The 20,582-nt window shown below is 49.6% G+C and carries 16 protein-coding genes; 6 read left to right on the forward strand and 10 right to left on the reverse strand.

The genetic code is table 11. The annotated features are described in order from the left end of the window. Positions 1-48: 48 nt before the first annotated feature. The 10 genes from BV405_RS15375 to BV405_RS15420 all read right to left on the reverse strand — a co-directional run bounded on the left by BV405_RS15375 (position 49) and on the right by BV405_RS15420 (position 13,553). Positions 49-432: a RidA family protein gene (locus tag BV405_RS15375; RefSeq protein WP_086481784.1), complete on the reverse strand. Its 384-nt coding sequence runs from the start codon at positions 430-432 to the stop codon at positions 49-51. Positions 433-616: 184 nt separating this feature from the next. After that, positions 617-1,870 carry a D-amino acid dehydrogenase gene (locus tag BV405_RS15380; protein WP_086481785.1) on the reverse strand — a complete coding sequence of 418 codons (1,254 nt, stop codon included), beginning with the start codon at positions 1,868-1,870 and terminating at the stop codon, positions 617-619. 778 nt (positions 1,871-2,648) lie between these two features. After that, positions 2,649-3,536 (reverse strand): hypothetical protein, encoded by an 888-nt coding sequence (locus BV405_RS15385; RefSeq protein ID WP_086481786.1) that lies wholly within the window; start codon positions 3,534-3,536, stop codon positions 2,649-2,651. Between the two features lie 80 nt (positions 3,537-3,616). Next, a complete protein-coding gene (locus BV405_RS15390; protein ID WP_086481787.1) occupies positions 3,617-5,293 on the reverse strand; it encodes a hypothetical protein in 1,677 nt (558 codons plus the stop codon). Positions 5,294-5,310: 17 nt separating this feature from the next. Then, positions 5,311-6,606 (reverse strand): conjugal transfer protein TraF, encoded by a 1,296-nt coding sequence (gene traF, locus BV405_RS15395; protein WP_176330185.1) that lies wholly within the window; start codon positions 6,604-6,606, stop codon positions 5,311-5,313. Between the two features lie 205 nt (positions 6,607-6,811). After that, positions 6,812-8,956, reverse strand: coding sequence for an ATP-dependent DNA helicase DinG (gene dinG / locus BV405_RS15400; RefSeq protein ID WP_086481789.1), 2,145 nt, complete (start codon positions 8,954-8,956; stop codon positions 6,812-6,814). Between the two features lie 106 nt (positions 8,957-9,062). Continuing rightward, positions 9,063-9,821: a substrate-binding periplasmic protein gene (locus BV405_RS15405; RefSeq protein ID WP_086481790.1), complete on the reverse strand. Its 759-nt coding sequence runs from the start codon at positions 9,819-9,821 to the stop codon at positions 9,063-9,065. 66 nt (positions 9,822-9,887) lie between these two features. Next, positions 9,888-10,142: a TIGR02647 family protein gene (locus tag BV405_RS15410; RefSeq protein ID WP_086481791.1), complete on the reverse strand. Its 255-nt coding sequence runs from the start codon at positions 10,140-10,142 to the stop codon at positions 9,888-9,890. Positions 10,143-10,430: 288 nt separating this feature from the next. After that, on the reverse strand, positions 10,431-11,774 hold the full coding sequence (gene rhlB, locus BV405_RS15415; RefSeq protein ID WP_086481792.1) for an ATP-dependent RNA helicase RhlB: 1,344 nt from the start codon (positions 11,772-11,774) through the stop codon (positions 10,431-10,433). Positions 11,775-12,047: 273 nt separating this feature from the next. Further along, complete coding sequence (locus BV405_RS15420; RefSeq protein WP_086481793.1) at positions 12,048-13,553, reverse strand: FMN-binding glutamate synthase family protein; 1,506 nt, start codon at positions 13,551-13,553, stop codon at positions 12,048-12,050. A gap of 241 nt (positions 13,554-13,794) precedes the next feature. On the opposite strand from BV405_RS15420, the gene BV405_RS15425 reads away from it, so the two are divergent. The 6 genes from BV405_RS15425 to xthA all read left to right on the forward strand — a co-directional run bounded on the left by BV405_RS15425 (position 13,795) and on the right by xthA (position 20,474). Then, positions 13,795-15,069, forward strand: a complete 1,275-nt coding sequence (locus BV405_RS15425) for an imelysin family protein (protein WP_086481794.1) — start codon at positions 13,795-13,797, stop codon at positions 15,067-15,069. A 183-nt stretch (positions 15,070-15,252) separates the two neighbouring features. Beyond that, on the forward strand, positions 15,253-16,737 hold the full coding sequence (locus BV405_RS15430; protein ID WP_217895675.1) for a di-heme oxidoreductase family protein: 1,485 nt from the start codon (positions 15,253-15,255) through the stop codon (positions 16,735-16,737). Then, the gene (locus tag BV405_RS15435; RefSeq protein WP_086481795.1) at positions 16,737-17,879 is read left to right on the forward strand and encodes an imelysin family protein; all 1,143 of its coding nucleotides are present in this window, start codon (positions 16,737-16,739) and stop codon (positions 17,877-17,879) included. The genes BV405_RS15430 and BV405_RS15435 overlap by 1 nt, the downstream gene beginning before the upstream one ends. A 2-nt stretch (positions 17,880-17,881) precedes the next feature. Further along, positions 17,882-19,087 carry a DUF1513 domain-containing protein gene (locus tag BV405_RS15440; RefSeq protein WP_086481796.1) on the forward strand — a complete coding sequence of 402 codons (1,206 nt, stop codon included), beginning with the start codon at positions 17,882-17,884 and terminating at the stop codon, positions 19,085-19,087. A gap of 277 nt (positions 19,088-19,364) precedes the next feature. Next, a complete protein-coding gene (locus tag BV405_RS15445) occupies positions 19,365-19,568 on the forward strand; it encodes a hypothetical protein (protein ID WP_086481797.1) in 204 nt (67 codons plus the stop codon). 90 nt (positions 19,569-19,658) lie between these two features. Further along, entirely contained in the window at positions 19,659-20,474 is an 816-nt protein-coding gene (xthA, locus tag BV405_RS15450) for an exodeoxyribonuclease III (protein ID WP_086481798.1), read from the forward strand. Positions 20,475-20,582: the final 108 nt, after the last annotated feature.

The raw sequence follows: 20,582 nt of genomic DNA on the forward strand, positions 1-20,582 counted from the left end.
GATGGTCTAACGCATCAGTATTAAAGTGCTGAAATCAACGCACGAAAATTAAAGCGCCAGAATACCTTCGATTTCAACATCAACACCTTTTGGCAGCTCTTTAACACCCAGAGCAGCACGTGCAGGGTAAGGCGCGGAGAAGTAACGCTCCATCACTTCGTTAACCTTAGCGAAGTTGCCCAGATCAGGCATGTAGATGTTCAGCTTAACCACGTTCTCCAGAGAACCACCGGCTGCTTCTGCAACCGCTTTCAGGTTTTCAAATACCTGAACGGTCTGAGCTTCAAAAGACTCGGTAACCACTTCCATGGTTTTCGGATCCAGAGGGATCTGGCCAGACATAAACACCAGATTGCCTACCTGAACAGCCTGAGAGTATGGGCCGATTGCTGCCGGAGCGTTGTCAGAGTGGATGATTTTTTTATCCGCCATGGGAAAAGCCTCTTTTGAAACAGTCAGTTAAATTAAAACGTCAGCAAAACTGACGTTTTTTAGTCATAAAAAAGGCAGGCTCACGAGCCTGCCTGAGCACAAGATGTGTGTAAGAGCAGAACAACAAGTGCAAAAGTTCGTTGCCACTGCAGCCTGAACCTTCAGAGCTGCAGCAGCAGAAATCTTAGCGGTAACGGCTTACGTCCAGATCCGCCGGATCGATCTCAGTCTCGTTACCGGAGATCAGGTCAGCCAGCAGACGAGAAGAACCGCAGGACATGGTCCAGCCCAGCGTACCGTGACCGGTGTTCAGCGACAGGTTGCTGAACTTGGTTTTACCGATGATCGGCGTACCGTCCGGAGTCATAGGACGCAGACCAGTCCAGTATTCTGCCTTAGCGATATCACCACCTTCAGGGAAGACATCAGAAACCACCATAGAGATGGTATCCAGACGCTTCTGCGGCATCTCAAGGTTATAACCGGACAGCTCAGCCGTACCGGCCACACGGATACGATCGTCAAAACGTGTGATCGCAACCTTATAGGTTTCATCCATTACAGTGGAAACCGGTGCTGCATCATAGTTAGTGATCGGCATGGTCAGGGAGTAACCCTTAATCGGATAAACCGGCAGATCGATACCTACCTGTTTCATCAGATGGCGAGAGAAACTGCCCATTGCCACCACATAGTGATCCGCTTTCAGCGTTCCCGCTGAGGTCTTAACACCTGTGATCTCACCGGCTTTGTCTTCCAGGCCGTGGATCTCGGTATCGAACATAAATTTAACGCCCATCTCTTTACAGAGATCAGCCAGCTTGTTGGTAAAGGTAAAGCAGTCACCGGTCTGATCGCCAACCATACGCAGAGCACCAACAAACTTCTCTTTAACACGGGCCAGAGCCGGTTCGTACTGAATCGCACCGTCGATATCCAGTTCCTGGAAGTCCACACCAAAGTCACGCAATACCGCGATATCTTTCTGAACCGCTTCAATCTGTTTCTCGGTACGGAACAGCTGAGTCAGACCCTGCTGACGGTCTTCGTAACGGATACCGGTTTCTTCACGCAGGGAATCGATAGACAGACGCGCGTATTCAGAAACACGAACCATACGGGACTTGTTCACCGCGTAACGGCTTTCAGTGCAGTTCGCCAGCATCTGAGTCATCCAGGCGTACTGGAACGGATCTAGAGTTGCAGACATTTTCAGTGGCGCGTGAGTCTGAGTCAGCCACTTCATCGCTTTGAACGGAATGCCCGGAGCTGCCCAAGGAGTGGAGTAGCCAAATGAAACCTGACCCGCATTCGCGTGACTGGTTTCCATAGCGGGAGAATCCTGACGATCAACAACGGTTACCTCATGGCCTTGTTTAGCCAGATAGTAGGCCGTGGTTACACCCACTACACCGCTACCCAAAATCAGAATATTCATAACGCATCCACTCCACAGAGCCCTGGTTTTAATGAACCAGATGGGTTTAAAACATAAGTAGTTATTTTTCAGGCTGGCTGCAACATCAACAGATGATTTATCTAATCAAACGACCACATACCAGCGAATGCGCATAGATTATTATACTTCATTCAAAAAATGACACTTATTTCAACCATCTAATCAGAAGGAAAAACCTTTAATCAGGCCTTGGGCAGTAAAAACCATCTGCCAACACACCACATGACAGACCATATACCCACAAATAGGTACAAATTCTTTAAAACTCAATAGCTTAAAGCAGCCAAAACAGAATCAAACAGGGATAAAAGCACCGATAACAGAAAATAATTCTGCGAAAGGGAGAAAAATGAATGAATAATCTGAAACCGACTCAGAAAACGCGACAACTCAGGATCACAGACAGAGAAAGCAGCTCAAATCGCAGATAAAAGAAAAACGACGCATACAGAAAGAGACCGACTGGGATCAGGTATAGAAGAAGGAATACGATGGGAGCGTAAAAAGGACAAAAACAAAAAATCCGGGCTAAACCCGGCTTTTGTTCAGAACCCAGTGGGTGGATTCTGTGGAAACTGATTCGTGGTTGGTTCTAAGCTCATCCAGAAGACTTTTCAGTCTTAAGGAGAGTCGGCGTCCTTGCCGGCCATACCCCACATCACCTCCATGTGCGTTCAATAATAGGCCGGATCTTAAAGCGCCAATACTGTTTTAAACCCTAAAAAGGCCAAGGGAATTCCCTAGTTCTTTCAGCACGTTAGAAGCGGGTAGAAAAGCCAACCTGGGCTTCAGCACCAAATAACTCTGAATTTGGCAGCTGCGCATTAGCTGACAAAATCTTATTTCGTTTTTCGTAGTATGTGTGAATCCCAGCATGCAGCAACCACTGGCGGTCAAATTGCCACCCCAGCATGGCACTGGTATGAAGATCAAAACCATCAAACTGACTTGTCAACGTTGTATAGTTGCCACCGTTGATGTTCGTAACCCGGAAATACATTGGAGTCGAAAACTGTGCAGAAACCTTATAGCGCAGGCCACTGCTATTATCGATAAAAAAGTTACTCAGTGTATAACTACCAACAAGATTAACCGCCAGTAATTCTTCCTTTACAACTGCGTTATACAAGTCTGTTCGGTCATCATCTGTGTAAGCCGTACTATCCGACTTGGGGAAAACTGTTTCGCCATAGGCCGTCATATCAAACTTAGAGCGGGTGAACTTATTCTGATCGAACCCCACCCCTACAGAGATATCATGCAATTTGGCTAAGCGCCGGCCCACTTGAAGGCTAAAACTGGTTCGAGTCGCGGCCAGATTATTTTCTTGTACCAGCTGATTATTAACTTTCCAAGTCTCTTTGTTAGCCTGAGAATAAAGCGTTCCCATGCCTGCAAACTGCATATATGTTTGTGGCGAGAAAAAGAGTTTTATCGTTGTTTTGGCACTTGGTACCAAAGCATCATAGTCTGTTGCCAAACTGCCCGAAGAAATCGTCGTTTTCTCGCTGTATGCCTGAAGGTCAATACCGGCTCGAGCTTCAAGCTCTACAGGATAATAATTATCAGAAGCAACCGACAGAGCAGAAAAGCCAGCGAAAGCTGCTAACAAGCACGCATTTGTTATCCATTTTTTCCGTGCCATAGGATTCCTTAACTTAACGTTACATTTTTATCTGGTACAAAAAAGAAGGGCTCAAGGCCCTTCTTATCAGGTACTAAGAATTAATTAGCAATCAAATCAGGTAGCTCAGCAGCACAAGCATCATCAGTACTTGGTGCTGTTGAGTTAAACGGTGCAAGTGAACCGGTCCAAGTTTCCAGATCACCAGTCGAATCCAGAGCAAACTGGAACGAATCCTTATCATTCAAAGTGGCTCCGAGGGCAGTACGCTTAATAATCAAAGGCTGATCAGGCACGCCTGGTAGATCTAAGGAGACCGTAACCGAATAATCATTTAATCTGTTCCAACTACCGGCAATATAGAGACCTGTCTTAATTGCTTCCAAATCTTTAAGGTCACTATCGTCCCCTACTGCATTAACACAAAGTGTCACGCTACCTTGAGTATCAACTGCACTGCTTAGCGCTGAGAAATACAAATAGGCATTACCTTGTTTTGTGCTATCACTATCAGCGTAATCCATTTTCAGAACCTGAGCTGCCACAGTTTTTTCTGAACCTGATGTATCGCTAAACAACTCGGTACCAGTGCTGAATGTACTGACACTGGTCGGTGTTGAACTTGCCTTGATCAAGCTATCGAGATCAGCATCTTTACCGAAGTTATTAACATCGAACGTGCCTCCCGTACCAGTATCACCTAAAACACCGGTAATCACCGCGTTATCTGTGCTGGTAATATCACTATTGCTGCTCTTCGCAGCTTTCGCTTCACGTTTTACCTGACCTACTGCAAAGTCAGCAACCCGGGCATTTTTATAAAGATCATCCTGACTACTTGTGCTTGTAATCGACGTCGTATCTTTGAGCCAGTTAAATAATGCAGCTACACGGTTACCAACAGCCTGTCTAGAGTTGGGAGTCATGGCTGAGGTAGATGTAAGGCTGGTAACATCACTACGAAGCGTAGTTTCGGCACTTTCTAGCGCCTCAGCCCAGTTGTCAATTGCCGTCGTATTTGTGTTTGTACTTGCAGTCGGTGTTGTAGTATTTGCTAACAAGGTAGCAACAGCCTCATAGACATACTTACCGGAGGTTGCTGGAAGCTTTTTATCATTAAACTCTTTACCCGCCTCTAGTGCGTAACGGGTATCCAAAACAGTGGTCATAATAGCGACAGCTTTATGCACCTGCATAGCGCGACGGAAGCGCTCGGAGTTAAAACTGTCCCCAGAGAGGAAATCCTCTGTCAGCTGCTCTTTCGTGGCACCAATAAAGGTAAGAATCGCAGCTTCTTGAGCCTCTGTAGCAGAAACGAACAATGAGGTCAGAGGGTTCGCAGCGCCTACATCAGCAGGTGCTCCATTCAGATTTAAATCAACAACCAGAGATCCTGTGAAAGGCTGGCCAGTAGCAACATCATAACCACCTTCGATACGAAGAACCGCATCATCACTTAATTGAGTCGTTCTTAAGCAATAGCGCTCATAAACCTCATTGGCACAATAATCAATCTGGTTACCAGAAGCATCCGGCTTACTCTTTGAGAAGTAACCGTCTTTGTCGGTCAGAGCTTTCTTTTCAAGAACATTATCACGAATGCCGTTGTTATTAAGATCGACATAAACAGTTGCGCCTGAGATATATGGATCCACTACCAAACCAGACAACTGCACGTTACTACCGGAAGAACCAGTATCCTGATCACTGGCACCACACCCTACTAAGGCCAGAGTTACTGCCGAAACAGATGTTGCGAGAAGTTTCTTGCTAAACATTTTATATCTCCCTGATCTTAGAAGGATTCTTCAAAACTAAAATGCATGCCAAGCTGACGAGGCATACTACTACCATCAACCTGAACTGATTCAAGCCCGTAAGTGAAGTCAAGGTTAGCGACGCCACGGAATAGACCTAAACCAAAATTCAGAGCAGACAATTCAGAACCGGCTAAGTTCTTTTGATAACCAAAACGGGCAACGGGTACAAAAGGATTTTGAGGGAAATAGGTAGCAGATATATGAAGATTCTGCTGCTGGTCACCAACCATATCGTTCACTTCTGTAAGATCAAAGCTACCTGAAACCATAAGCGCTTTTGTCTTAGTAAAGAAAGCACCATCAACGGTAAACTGTGGATCCATGATATGTGTTTCATCTAGATCAATTTCGTCACTAAACTCAGTGGCCTCGTTATTCCCTGACAAGCTACCGTACTCAAACTCTGGACTATTTAGGTTCTTGCCAGTAACCCCAATCTGATAGTAATCAGACTGCCAAACAGCACCAATATCTACTCCTAAAGCGGTTGTATCTTTAGAGTTTGCATCTAAGCCATCACTAATGAGATCGCCTACACTTTTATCATCAATACCTGTCCGATCTACCAGAGAAACTTGCTTCGTCAAACTGGCTGAATATAGGTTTCCTCGAATACCGAGAACCAACTCTCCGTTAAGAGGACTTCTTCCTTTTAACTCAAAAACTGAGCGACTAAATCCAGCTCCAAACTGAAGAATATTTGCTCCTTTGATATATAGAGCAGAAGCCGTCGAAAGGTCATTTTCTACTGGAGAATCAAGAAAAGAGATCCCAGCTATTGAAGAAAAAGCTGCATCTAGAGTCACAACACCTTCAAGAGGCTTGATATATATCGCTAACGGCATACCTGGAACTGACACAGCACCAGAAAGCTTCATACTCCCAGACTCACCAAAATCCAAAAGCAGATCATTAAAGTCATTCTGTACTGCGGTAATATCCGACGGTGTCAACGTATTATTTTCTTCTTTAGTATTAAGCTCATCCAGTCTGTCTTGAAGGTCTTCAATTTTGTCTTGGAAGTTGTTCGCTTCACCAAACTCAATACTGCCACCAAATTGTGACCAATAACCTAAACGAACCTTTTCACCATCTTCATGGTCTACGACCAAGTAACCCGCTGCAGGGTTAAAGCGAACACTATTTATCGTCACAGGGGAAGCTGTCTGACCTAGCGTAGTAGCCGCACCATAGGTACCTACGGGCATAGCGGCAAAAGCTGGCGCGGTAACAACACTGGCTACAGCCAGAGCGAGAAGCTGCTTTTTCATGGGCATTCCTTGTTTTTAGAGACTGCTTGATTAATTTGTGGGATTAATTCATTAAAACTTAGCACTAAATCCCTTACAAGACTCTAAACGTATATTATTTCCTAAATAATACTCGCCATGACCTTACCCAAACGGAACTTAGTCACATTTCTACCGATTATTTGATTAATTTAACCTTTAATAACATCCCGTCACTCCAACAGTATCAAAACGCTCTTCTGAACGGTGGCAGGCTGTTCAATAGCTGCTTTCCATAGCGCTTGGTTTGCACTCGTCGATCCAGCATAGAGATTTTTCCGGTATCGGATTCCGTACGCAGCAAACGTCCCACGGCCTGAACCAGACGAATTGAGGCGTCCGGTACGGTGATCTGCAGGAAGGGATTGCCGCCTTTGGCTTCGATCCATTCGGACAAGGTCTTTTCTACCGGATCATCCGGTACGGAGAAAGGAATACGGGTGATCACCACATGGGAGAGGTATTTGCCCGGCAGGTCGATACCTTCGGCGAAACTTGCCAGACCAAAGATAATGCTGCCTTCATCTTTATCGATGCGGCTACGGTGTCGGTCCAGCAGTACCTGCTTGGTGAGGTCATCCTGAACCAGAATGGTGTTCACCAAACTGGCGGGCATCTTGTCGAGCACATCCCGCATCTGACGACGGGAGGAGAACAGCACCAGAGTGCCTTCATCCGTCGACACTTTGTTTTTGATAAAGCTGACAATCTGGCTGGTGTGAACATCGGACTGAGTCGGATCGCAGGCTTCTTCCGGCAGCTCCAGTACACCGTTAGAGGCAAAATCGAACGGACTGGGAACAACCAGACAATCAGCATCTTCCGGCAAACCGGCACGGGTTCGGATACGATCAAAGCTGCCCAGTGCGGTCAGGGTTGCGGACGACAAAACAGCGCCAAAGCATGGCTGCCAGAGATTACGCGCCAGCGTACCAGCGGCACTGATCGGACTACAGGAGACTTCGAGATCGATATCCACCTGCTGATTCTGCAGAGTGATCCAGCGGGCGATGGGCATCACATCCTCAGCCTGAGGTGTAGCGTACATGCCCCACAACTCCCATGCAGAGACCGCACGACTGTGCAGCATGGTTGCCAGTGGCAGCCACTGCTCGCCCTCTTCCCGACCTAAAGCACCGGAAGCTTCCGGGTCCATGGCATCTTTCAGCTGTTTAACCATGATCTCCAGTTTCTGACAGAGACTGGCAAAGCTGATCTTCAGGTTCAGCGCACTCTGAATCAGAGTCTCCGGCACAATGCCGTTCTCAAAGCGATAAACCGGACGGATATCTTTATCCATATTCTCCGGAGAAAACTGGGTGATCTCATGCAGCTGGCGATAACACTCGGCCAGCTCGACTTCCAGATTATTCAGAATTTCGGGCAGCTGATTGAGCTGCTTCACAATCAGCTGATCCTGTCCCAGTTCACTGTTCAGATCCGGCAGGGACTTTTTCAGCAAACGCAGCCACTGCAGAGACGCATTCACACGGAAGCTTCCGGCAAAGTGATCAATCGCTTTATCCGGCAGGTGATGGCCTTCATCAAAGATATAGATGGTGTCCTGTGGGTCAGGCAGGACGATACCGCCACCAAGGGAAAGGTCTGCCAGAACCAGATCGTGGTTGGCGACAATGATATCCGCGCCATCCAGCTCGTTACGGGCTTTAAAGAAGGCACAACTGCTGAAGTTGCTGCAGCGACGGTTGGTACACTGATTGTGATCTGTGGTTATTCGACGCCAGACCGGCTCTTCCAGAGAGTCTTTCCAGCTGTCTCTGTCCCCTTCCCATTTACCGGAAAGGTAATGCTGCGCCATCTCCTGATAAAGCGCTGTGGCTTCTTTTGAGGTGTTGGCCTGCAAAAACTCATCAAACAGAGAAAGAGTATTTTGTGCAGGAGCAGCTTCACTGGCGTCTTCCAACGCCTGCTCCAGCCGGCTCAGGCAGAGATAACGGCTTCGGCCTTTAGCCAGAGCATATTTAAACTGGATCTCAGCATGCTTTTGCAGATCCGGCAGGTCTTTAAAGATCAACTGTTCCTGAAGCGCTACCGTTGCAGTCGATACCACAATGCGCTTGTCACGCTCTTTGGCAACCGGCAGCGAAGAAACCAGATAGGCCAGTGTTTTACCGGTACCCGTGCCCGCCTCAATGGCACAGACATGAGGACCGGACGTACGCACGCCATCGGAGGAGGTCTGAATATTACCCAGTGTACGGGCGATCTGAGCCACCATCAGACGCTGGCCATGACGGGCTCTGAGCTTGCGGTTCTTCAGAAAGGTGGAATATGCAGACTGGATGTCAGATTTGATGGCGTCGGTAAGCATGCTGGCCTCTTTTTAATGAGGCGGCAATTTTACCTGATGCGATCATCCCATAACAGCGAAGACTGATCGGAGTATCTCGCCAGCGGTTCAGGCTATTCGGTGGGACTCAATCTTTCCCGGGGCGGGTCAGACCGTACTTTCTCAGTACAACCTGATAGCGCTTGGTTGTCATATAGCGTTTAAGGGCTTTAGAAAAGCGCTGGGCAATCATTTCGGCATCGGTTCGCGCCCGTGAAAAAGCGAAATAGTTATAGCCTTCAAAGATCGGAGGAGTCAGAAATTTCAATTTAGATTCAACTCCCTGCTGCCGGGCATAAAACTCGATAGCAGGCTGATTACCGACGCCGATCAGTTCAAAATTGGGATTAGCGATCCGGCGCACCAACTCAGATTCGTCACTGACATCACCCTTATGGTTTTCAGCAAGTCCCGCATACTGGTCACCGTAGAAATAGCCGCGCACCCCGAAAAACTGATAGGCACTCAAGGTTTTAAGATCGCCACTGAAGGTAATATCCATATTAGAAGAAACAAAGAGAGAAGCTTTTTCAGAGACATGGGGCTTATCGGTATAAACCACGTCTTTCGCCCGCTCCGGTGTTTTGAAGTACACCAGAACCATATCCACATCACCGGTTTGCAGATTACGCTGCACCCGCTTCCACGGGTAACGCTTGTAGCTGAGGGTATACCCCAGATCTTTAGCGATATCTTCGGCAATATTAACCGCAGCGCCTTCGAGACCTTTATCACCGACAAAATAGTATGGCGGGTAGTCGGCCAAACTCAGACCAACGGTCAGCGTCTGAGCCAGTACCGAAGTGGAAAGAGAGCAAAACAACAGCAGAGAGAGCAGATAACGCATAGATCACTGAGCCTGATAGCAAGAACAAACCCGGCCAGATCCCGCTGACCGGGGCTGAATTAGAGTTTAACCCGCGGTCGCAACTTCCGAGGCGGTGAGAATTGTTTTCAGAGCCTGAGCATGCTCTGCTGCGGTGTGTCCCAGCGATGTCAGATAACCGCCATCTTCCTGGGTGATTAAGCCTTTCTCAAACAAACGGCAGGTTGCCGCGATCAGCTCAGGTTCAGCATTGGAGTGAACCTTAATCCCTTCCTGCATGGAGCTGAGGTTAAACTGGAGTAGTACGTTGATTTCCTGATGTTGCGCTTCGCTTATTAACATAGAGTTCGCCTCTTTTATTGTTATTTGCACATATCGTGTTGTTCAAACGTCAGGCCTACTCTTCTACTCTAGCAAGTTTCCCTTACAGGTGTTAGGGAAAAATACGCATCCCAGAGACTGCTTTAGTCCTATATCCTATGCCCTAAGCGCGATGCAAAAACAGCGCGATGCAAAAACAGAACAATGCAAAAACAGAGCAATACAAGAGCAGCATTCATTCGCCAGCGATCAGGCATAAAAAAACCGGAGACTCAGCTCCGGTTTTTTATCTAAGCCGATCAGTGGCTATCAGTCGATATCGATCAGGCTGATATCCGGCTGCTGGCTCTCAATCTTCTTACCGATAAACTCTTCGATATCCGGCAGAACGAAAGCGTCTTCCTCACCGATAAAGCTGATGGATACGCCCAGAGAGCCGGCACGGCCGGTACGGCCAATACGGTGCACGTAATCTTCCGGGTCATCCGGCAGAGTAAAGTTCACCACGTGGCTGACGTCATCGATATGAATACCGCGACCCGCTACGTCCGTGGCGACCAGCACCTGGATCGAACCGTCACGGAATTTCTCCAGAGTCGCGATACGCTTGCGCTGCTCCACTTCACCGGACAGCATCGCAACACTAACACCCGCTTTTTTCAGCTGATCACACAGATCACGCACACGATCACGACGGTTAGCAAATACGATTACGCGATCCCAGCCCTCTTTACGCATCAGGCTGATCAGCAGCTTCTCTTTATCGGAATCCGCAACGATGTAAGCGTGCTGCTCAACATTTACGTTGGTCTCTTCTTCAGATTCGATCTCGATGCGAACCGGCTCGTGAGTCCACATCGCGGCTAGGTTTTCCACGTCCTGCGGATAGGTCGCACTGAACAGGAAGGTCTGACGCTCTTCTTTCTTCGGTGTCGCGCGGATAATGCGCTTCACATCCGGGATAAAGCCCATGCTCAGCATGCGGTCCGCTTCGTCCAGAACCAGCACTTCCACTTCACGCAGATCCAGATCGCGCTTCTGATGGAAGTCCAGCAGACGACCCGGTGTTGCCACCATGATGTCGATCTGACCTTTCAGTTGCTCACGCTGTTTCTGGTAGTCCATACCACCAACTATAGAAACAACATTGAAGCCACAGTACTTGTTCAGCTGGTGCGCATCTTTGGCAATCTGCATAACCAGCTCGCGGGTTGGCGCGATAATCAGGGCACGAGGTGCACCATTTTTCTGCAGACCCGGTGCTTCCTCTTCCAGGAAGTAGCTCAGAATACTGATCAGGAAGGCTGCCGTTTTACCGGTACCTGTCTGAGCTTTACCGATCAGGTCTTTACCCAGCAGGGTGTGCTCCAGAGACTGTCCCTGAATCGGTGTGCAGTACTCAAAACCAGCCTCATGGATCGAACGCATCAGAGGCAGCGGCAGATCGAAATCGTGGAAACGATGCTGACCTTCAACTTCCGGCACGACAAACTGAGCGATATCCCAGTTGCTGCTCGGCTTTTTCTTTTTGAAAGGCGGACGACGGCGGCGCTTATGGCTGCGTTTGGCATTTGCCGATTGAGAGTTGGATTCGTTGCGCTGCTTATCGTTGGTTGATGCGGAAGGTTTCTGATTTTCGGATGGGTTTGACACGGGTTTCTCTACTCCTGAAACCCTGAACGCATCAGGGTTTTGTCATTAATCTGTTCACCGTTGCCGGTATTGTCTCAGTTTTTGGGCTTCGACACATTGTTTTCTCTGCTTAAAAGCAAAGCCCGTTTTAGGCCAAATCTGCTTTTGGCAAAGTTCGCCTGATGCGAAATGAGCCCCGAAGCCTCTTCACAAGTGGATGCAAACAGGAAAACGTGGAAAGCATATTTCCGTGCTCAGGGAAAAAACCATCCCCGAGCTAAATGGGGCCGTAGTTTAATCCACTTTTTCCCTTAATGGGATGTAATTCCCTGGATAAAGTGCTGCCAGATTTTCTGACAGCCCGGAAGCTGTCACCATCTGTCCGTGATGACGGCGCAGTTCCCGTGGCTCACGGGCACCACAGGAGTGTGCAATAATGCCTACTTCGGTAATCAGGTGCTGGTGATAACTTGCCACCCGCACCGACTTATCCTGAGGATTCAGGCCTTCCTGCAGATCCGGATCATGCGTGGTTACGCCTGACGGACAAGTATTTTTATTACACTGCAGCGCCTGAATACAACCCAGCGCAAACATAAAGCCCCGGGCTGTCACCGTAAAGTCAGCACCAATAGCAATCGCCCAGGCCACATCCGTTGGGTTTACCAGCTTACCGGAGGCGATAACCCGTACCCGCTCCCGCAGTCCAAAGGCTTTTAGCATATCGACTAACAGTGGCAGGCTCTCTTTCAGAGAGAGACCCACGCTATCCATCAGCGGCATAGGCGCAGCACCGGTTCCGCCTTCAGCACCATCGACGGTAATAAAGTCAGGGGCTGCTTCCTCGCCCCGGTGGTTGATCTCGGTAAAGAGCTCATCCAGCCAGGCGTGACTACCCAGCACAAACTTGATGCCCACAGGCTTACCGGTAACACGGCGCACGCGATCAATCATATCCAGCAGATTCGCCGGACTATTGATATCCGGATGACGGTTCGGACTGATGGAGTCCTCCCCCACTCTGATACCGCGAATTTCCGCAATTTCAGGGGTTACTTTCTCACCCGGCAGAATGCCACCTTTACCCGGTTTCGCGCCTTGGCTGAGTTTGATCTCAAACATGCGAACCTGTTCCACAGCAGCGACTTTTCTCAGCTTTTCATCGCTCAGCTGACCGTGCTCATCCCGCACGCCGTACTTGGCAGTACCGATCTGGAAAACAATATCGCAGCCACCGGACAGATGATAAGGAGACAAGCCACCTTCACCTGTGTTCATCCAGCAACCCGCCATCTGCGCACCCGTAGACAGCGCCTCAACCGCAGGACGGGATAAAGCGCCAAAGCTCATACCGGAGATATTAACGATGGATTTGGCGTGAAACGGCTTATCGCAATAAGGACCGACCTGAAGCGGCGGCGACTCTACCGCATCCTCTTTCAGGGTCGGATACGGGGTGTTCAGAAAGATAACCGCACCGGGCTTATGAATATCACGACTGGAACCGAAAGCGACGGTGTTATCAACATTCTTTGCCGCCCGATAAGCCCAACTGCGCTGGGCGCGGTTAAACGGCAGTTCTTCACGATCCATGGCAAAAAAGTACTGACGGAAAAACTCGCCCAGATGTTCGAAGAAGTAACGAAAACGTCCCAGAACCGGAAAGTTACGACGGATGGTGTGCTTAGTCTGATGCTTGTCCACATAGTACATGGCACCAACCCAAACGATACCGGCAATCAACAACATCAGAAAACCGATCACCAGAATATCCAAGACAAAAACAGCAAACTGATCCATGGGAGCTCCTTGTTACTCCTTGAAGGGCAAAATTCCACTGCCCCGATAATACCTGATTTCACCTTCACTGCATCTCACCACCTGCATCAGATCAATTATTTATCAGTAGGTTATTAAATAACGATACCAGCCATGCAAAAGGTATTGATAACCCTTCTCATTTGTATTCTAATAATCACACCCAATCCGAAAACAGGCGTCACCATGATATGACGCTACAAAAACAGTTATAGGAACTCACATGCAAAAACGTTCACTGACTCTGGCTATCGCTCTGGCTGCCGGCATTTCCGGATGCAGCCTGATGCCTGCACAGGACAACGCAACTGCTGAAGAAAAAGTTGTAAAAACTTATACCGATATCGCTTTCGCTACTTTTGACGACGCATACCTGACTGCCGTTGAGCTGCAGAAATCCGTTGATCTCTTCCTGGCGAATCCGACGGCACAAGGCCTGGAACAACTTAAAGCTCAGTGGGTTATCGCACGTGCACCTTACCAGCAAAGTGAAGTTTTCCGCTTCGGCAACGCAATTGTTGATGACTGGGAAGGTCAGCTGAACGCATGGCCACTGGATGAAGGTCTGATCGACTACGTTAACGATGGCTACTATCAGCACGAACTGGGCAACCCGGGTGCTGAACTGAACATTATTGCTAATAGCCAGGTTCAAATCGGTTCTGAAACTATCAGCTTTGCAGATATCACTGCAGACAAACTGGCCGATATCAACGAACTGGGCGGTTCTGAAGCTAACGTAGCCACCGGTTATCACGCTATTGAGTTTCTGCTGTGGGGTCAGGATCTGAACGGCACCCGAACCGGTGCTGGCCAGCGTCCTTACACCGATTACGTTCAGGGTGCAGATTGCACAGGCGGCAACTGTGACCGTCGTGGCGCATACCTAAAAGCCGCTGTTGATCTTCTGGTAGCAGATCTGGACTGGATGCGTCAGCAATGGGCTCCGGGTCAGTCTGATAACTATCGCGCAACTCTGCTGGCAGATTCCGCAGATCAGGGTCTGCGCAAAATGCTGTACGGCATGGGCAGCCTGTCTCTGGGCGAACTGGCCGGCGAGCGTATTAAAGTGGCGATGGAAGCTAACTCTACCGAAGATGAGCACGACTGCTTCTCTGATAACACCCACTACTCACACTACTACGACGCAAAAGGTGTACAGAACGTTTATCTGGGCGAGTACACCCGTGTTGATGGCAGCAAGGTTAACGGCACCAGCCTGAGCGACCTGATCAAAGTAAAAGACGCTTCACTGGACGAAGCGATGCGCAATCAGCTGGCGAAAACCGATGCCACTCTGCAGGAGATGGTTGATCTGGCAGAAGGTCCTCAGCAGATCAAATTCGATATGCTGATCGCTCCGGGCAACCAACAGGGTGTTCAGCTGCTGACCCGTTCAATTAACACTCTGGTTGAGCAAACCCGTTATATCGAGCAGGTTGCCAACACTCTGAATGTTGATGCTCTGAATCCTGATACCGCTGATCACGAGTTCTGATACGTTGCGTTAAACGCACACTATCACTCGTAAGCACAACATATCAGTGAAAACCGCAAACGGCCTTCGGGTCGTTTGCGCGTTTAAGAAACTGATAAAAAGTGATTCAAATCAAAAGCCGAATTAAAAGACCTGCAAACCCGCTCCGGTTCTCCTAGGCAGAAGGTATAAGCAGGCAGCCTGATGAGTATGCCAACTATGCATCATAACCTGACCACCCGAAAACTACTGGCCACTCCCCTGTTAGCCAGCGCACTACTTACCGGCACTTTGTTAGCAGCAAGTACCGCATTGAGCACTCCTGCCTTCGCAGAAGGTGATCCACAACAGAATCCACGTCTCGGCGGCATGACCAGTGTTGCCCAGAGCGACCGTAACGCTTTCTCACGACCTGCAGCAAACCTATCCCCTCTGCGCCAGCTGGACTTTAAAGTCGGCAACAGCTTCTTTAAAGCGCCCTGGGTGATGGCTCCATCCAGCACTACTGCCCGGGATGGTCTGGGGCCGCTGGTGAATACCAATGCCTGTCAGAACTGCCACCTGAAAGATGGTCGCGGCCATGTTCCAGACTTTAATGACAAACGAGACGCGATGACCGAACAAGCGGTCAGCCTCTTCCTTCGCCTGAGCCGACCGGCGATTTCTGAAGCAGACCAACAACAGCAGGCCAAATTCGGCCCGTTACCGGATCCGGTTTATGGCGGCCAACTGCAGAATATGGCAATGCCGGGGATCACTCCGGAAGGTGAGATGAAACTCACCTACAGCCAAAAGACCCTTACCTATCCCGATGGCAGCCAAACTCATCTTCGCACCCCTCATTACGAGCTGATCAACCCGGCATACGGCAAACCGGCTGAAGACTTACAGATGTCTCCCCGCATCGCACCGCACATGGCAGGTCTGGGATTACTGGAGCTGATACCGGAAGAAGCAATTCTTGCCAATGCAGATCCCGAAGATAGCGACCAGAACGGTATTTCCGGCAAGGCTAACCGGGTTTGGGATCGTCAACAGCAAGCCTCGAGCCTCGGTCGCTTTGGTTGGAAAGCCGCAGAACCAACGCTGAAACAACAAAACTCAGGCGCCTTTGCTGGTGATATGGGGTTAACCACATCCCTGCACACCGATACCGATTGCACCCAACATCAGCCCTGTGAAAAAAGTGCCTCCGGCGGCATTCCGGAAGTACCGGATAAAACCCTGAATCATGTCACTTTCTATACCCAGCACTTAGCTGTTCCTATGCAGAGAGAAACCAGCTCTGAGGCTGTGCAGCAGGGTTATCAGCACTTCAATACTGCTGGCTGTAATCAATGTCATATCGAGAACTGGAAAACCGGTCAGGCTGCAGATCGCCCTGAACTGTCGAATCAAAAGATCCGGCCTTTTACCGACCTGCTGCTGCACGATATGGGCGAAGACTTAGCCGATAACCGTCCTGAGTATCTGGCCAATGGCCGGGAATGGCGTACCGCGCCACTTTGGGGAGTCGGCATCAATAAGGTCGTCACCGGACAGGAAAACTATCTGCATGACGGACGTGCCCGCACTTTAGAAGAAGCGATACTATGGCATGGCGGTGAAGCGGAAACCGCTAAGAACAACTTTATGTCACTACCGCAGAATGAACGCCAACAACTGATCCGTTTTCTGGAGTCACTTTAATGTTCAAGCTTTTCTCGACACCATCGTTAGCACTGCTACTGGGTACAGGTCTGGGAATGTCGACCCCGGCCGCTGCCGATTCTTCTGAAAAACCTGCATTTGATTACGACGCCTACACTCAGTCCGTTGAGCAGACTCAGGAACGACAGATGGCGGTATTTATTGCCCGAAGTGAGACCTTTCATCAACTGGTGTCCCAATCCTGTAAACCGGGCGCTCAAAACCTCAGCCAACCGATGAAAGACTGGAATGCCCTGCCAAAACTGCAACAGGCATGGCTGAACACCTCAGAGGAATGGCAGCGACTACAGGTTTTCCCTCTGGGACCTAATACCGATGTTACCGTGCGCCTGAATCTCAGCTTCTGGCCGGATAAAAAGAACCTGGTTGAACGCAAAGCCCGAACTCTGTTGAGTCAGGGCGAAAAAGCAGATCTGAAACAGGGTGGCATTGCGATGCAGGGTCTGACCGCCAGTGAATACCTGCTGTTCGATCCCAATCACCTGAAAAAATCCAGCCCACAGCAATCCTGCAACCTGCTTAGCCAAGTTGCGGCACAAAGCGAAGCTAACGCCAGAGCGATGCTGACCCGCTGGAATGAGAGTGATTTTCTGGTTGAATGGCACGATGCTTCACTGGGTAATGATACCTTTGCCAGCACCACGCAGGCAGCGGGTTACCTGATTGCAGGACTTGCGGAACAGTTAGAAGCACTCACCAAATATAAACTCGAAAAACCATTTCGTTTGAATGACGAGAAAGCCAGGGCGAACGGCTATCTAGCAGAGAACTGGCGCAGCAACCAGAGTCTCACCAACCTGGCGACGAACTTTGCCCAGATCCGGGCTTATTATCTGGGACTGCCTGCAGGCGACACCGGCAAAACCATTAACGGCCCCGATCAGTTATTACGCCATCAGGGCTTTGCCGGAGAAGCGGATCAGATCCTGGCTCATCTGAATCAAAGCCAAAGTACCCTCGATACACTGGTTAATATGGGTTCCGCTGTTTATCTATCTGCAGAAGGCAAGGCTCTGGCGGAGCAACTGCATCAAGAGATCAAACAACTGGAACGGGCACTGAAAAAGCCGCTGCCGCACTTCCAGCTGACCCAACGCTTTAACTCCGCAGACGGGGACTGATAATGACGAATATGTCTAACAAGCTGGAACCGAACAGCAGCCTAAGTCGTCGCCGGTTTATTCAGGGACTAGGCTCAACAGCATTTGGCATTACCACAATGGGCAGCGCCCTTCTGTCGGTATCAGCCCATGCTCAGGCAGCGCCTGAAGATTCGACAGCTGCAGTTGCTGTTCAGGACAATCAGCTGCATCTGGCCAGCAGCGTAAAAACCGACAGTGCAGGGCATCAGCTTCTCAGCCTGACGGGCAAGCAGCCTGTGCTACAGAAAAGCGGCTGGCGCGGCCATCAGGCGATTGCATCACCCGATGGCCGTTTTCTGGTTTCTGTGGCTCGTCGCCCGGATACACAACTTCTGATCGAAGATCTTCACAGCAAGCAGAACTATTTTGTCGATGCCGATGCAGGCCGCCACTACTACGGCCATGGTCTGTTCACACCGGATGGTCTCTGGTTTTATGCGCCGGAAAACGACTACGACAATGTGCGTGGCGTTATCGGCAAGTACGATGTGATGGCTGGTTTTAAAAAGGTTGCCGAGTGGGACAGCCATGGCGTAGGTCCGCACCAGATCGCCTTTCTTCCACAGCAAAATGATGAGCATCCGGTAATGGTGATCGCCAACGGTGGTATCGAAACCCACCCGGACTACCCGCGCATCAAGCTGAACACCGAAACCATGCGTCCTAACCTCAGCTATCTGAATGGCAAAGGCGAGTTGCTGGATCAGGTTGAGCCACCGCATTTTCAGTTGTCACTACGCCATCTGGATGTCGCCCCGGATGGGCAGGTCTGGGTCGGAGCTCAATATCAGGGGGAAATTTTTGAAAGCCCGAACCTGATCTTCAGTCATCGTATGGGTGAATCCCTGCAAGCGGTAGAAGCCCCCGCTGAACTCTGGTCTCAGCTGGATGGTTATATCGCCAGCCTCAGCTGCCACAAGACACTGGATACCGTCTGCATCACAGCACCAAGAGCTAATACTGCCACCTTCTGGCAGCGGTCTACGGGCAAACTAATCCGAACCCAGACGCTTAGTGACTGCTCCGGTGCCTGCTCTCACCCACAACTCCCGATGTATTACATCAGCAGTGGTGATGGTGATCTGGCCGTCTTTGATGCCCAAACCGGTGAGAAACTCTGGCAACAGCGTTTTGAAGGGATTCATTGGGATAATCACCTGACCTGGACGGGAGCGCTGCAAGGCTAGGTAGTTTAAGAACAGATCGAACGACAGAGCCAGAAGTCGCAACAGCTCTGTCGTTCATCTTTTCTTGCCGACTGTTCAAGTGAAGCACCTGATTACCTGCAACTAGCGGCTAAAAATCGAAAAATAGCCGCTTCTTTACACCTCTACCGGCTGTTTTCATTGTGTCAGGGATGCCACTGACCTAAAATGCTCGCCCTCAGGCGAAAGCCGACTCAACAACTTCCCCCGCTTCCGGCGCTGAACATCATCCCCGATACAAACGACAGGTGAGCTCACTATGACACGTATGAAGAAAACCCGCTCGCTGAAAGGCAAAGCCAATATTCGTACCGGTAAAAAAGAAGACTTTAAAAAATGGCGTGAAGAGCAAAGCGCTCTGGGTAATCGTCCGAAAACTGCGGCTCAGAAGAAAAAAGCCAAGCAGCGTAAAGAGCAGGCAGCTAAGAAAATGGAACGTCTTGGTGTGAAAAAAGACGACTGACCGGATAAGCGGCAATCGTTAACAGATAACCCATAAGCCCAGAAACAACAGTCACCGGCCTTAAGACCACAAGCCATAAGGATCTCTACTGTGAAAATTGTCAGCTTCAATATCAATGGACTCCGCGCCCGACTGCATCAGATTCAGGCGATCATCGACCAACTGCAGCCGGATGTGATCGGCCTGCAGGAGATTAAGGTACACGATGATGCTTTCCCGTTAGCAGATATCGAAGCAACCAGTTACCACGTAGAGTTCTTCGGCCAGAAGAGCCATTACGGTGTGGCTCTGATGTCGAAGAAAAAACCGCTGTCGGTACGCAAAGGTTTCCCAACCGATGATGAAGATGCACAGCGTCGTATGATCATTGGCGACTATGAAGCGGCAGATGGTTCAGTGGTAACCGTGATGAACGGTTATTTCCCTCAGGGGGAAAACATCAAACACGAGACCAAGTATCCCGCTAAGCGTAAGTTCTATGCCGATCTGCAAAACCTGCTGGAAAGCGAATACAGCAAAGATCAGCAAGTTGTGGTGATGGGTGACTTTAATATCTCATCTACCGACTGGGATATCGGTATTGGCGAACAGAACGCCAAACGCTGGCTACGTACCGGTAAAACCAGCTTTCAACCGGAAGAGCGGGAATGGTTTGATCGCCTGCTGGGCTGGGGCTTCGTCGACAGCTACCGTGAACAGCACCCGGAAGATAACAGCCAGTTCAGCTGGTTTGATTACCGCAGCAAAGGTTTTGATGACGAACCGAAACGCGGCCTGCGTATCGATACGCTGCTGGTCACCGACAGCCTGATGCAGAAATGCGAAGCCACCGGTATCGACTACGAGATCCGCGCGATGGAAAAACCATCGGATCACTGCCCGGTCTGGGCTGCGTTTAAGTTCTGAGTCAGAACTTAATAATCCGATCTGCAAACCGGAAAAGCGAAGCCTCAGGCTTCGCTTTTTGTTTGGAAGCTATTTTTCTACCCATAATACGATTGTTTGCCTCTTAGA

The organism is Oceanospirillum sanctuarii (genome assembly GCF_002150805.1).
Lineage (GTDB): Bacteria > Pseudomonadota > Gammaproteobacteria > Pseudomonadales > Halomonadaceae > Oceanospirillum > Oceanospirillum sanctuarii.

Excerpts from the sequence above, each read along its gene's own strand:
- BV405_RS15375 (WP_086481784.1), bottom strand. The coding sequence starts at position 432 with ATGGCGGATAAAAAAATCATCCACTCTGACAACGCTCCGGCAGCAATC.
- BV405_RS15380 (WP_086481785.1), bottom strand. The coding sequence starts at position 1,870 with ATGAATATTCTGATTTTGGGTAGCGGTGTAGTGGGTGTAACCACGGCC.
- BV405_RS15385 (WP_086481786.1), bottom strand. The coding sequence starts at position 3,536 with ATGGCACGGAAAAAATGGATAACAAATGCGTGCTTGTTAGCAGCTTTC.
- BV405_RS15390 (WP_086481787.1), bottom strand. The coding sequence starts at position 5,293 with ATGTTTAGCAAGAAACTTCTCGCAACATCTGTTTCGGCAGTAACTCTG.
- traF (WP_176330185.1), bottom strand. The coding sequence starts at position 6,606 with ATGAAAAAGCAGCTTCTCGCTCTGGCTGTAGCCAGTGTTGTTACCGCG.
- dinG (WP_086481789.1), bottom strand. The coding sequence starts at position 8,956 with ATGCTTACCGACGCCATCAAATCTGACATCCAGTCTGCATATTCCACC.
- BV405_RS15405 (WP_086481790.1), bottom strand. The coding sequence starts at position 9,821 with ATGCGTTATCTGCTCTCTCTGCTGTTGTTTTGCTCTCTTTCCACTTCG.
- BV405_RS15410 (WP_086481791.1), bottom strand. The coding sequence starts at position 10,142 with ATGTTAATAAGCGAAGCGCAACATCAGGAAATCAACGTACTACTCCAG.
- BV405_RS15420 (WP_086481793.1), bottom strand. The coding sequence starts at position 13,553 with ATGGATCAGTTTGCTGTTTTTGTCTTGGATATTCTGGTGATCGGTTTT.
- BV405_RS15425 (WP_086481794.1), top strand. The coding sequence starts at position 13,795 with ATGCAAAAACGTTCACTGACTCTGGCTATCGCTCTGGCTGCCGGCATT.
- BV405_RS15430 (WP_217895675.1), top strand. The coding sequence starts at position 15,253 with ATGAGTATGCCAACTATGCATCATAACCTGACCACCCGAAAACTACTG.
- BV405_RS15435 (WP_086481795.1), top strand. The coding sequence starts at position 16,737 with ATGTTCAAGCTTTTCTCGACACCATCGTTAGCACTGCTACTGGGTACA.
- BV405_RS15440 (WP_086481796.1), top strand. The coding sequence starts at position 17,882 with ATGACGAATATGTCTAACAAGCTGGAACCGAACAGCAGCCTAAGTCGT.
- BV405_RS15445 (WP_086481797.1), top strand. The coding sequence starts at position 19,365 with ATGACACGTATGAAGAAAACCCGCTCGCTGAAAGGCAAAGCCAATATT.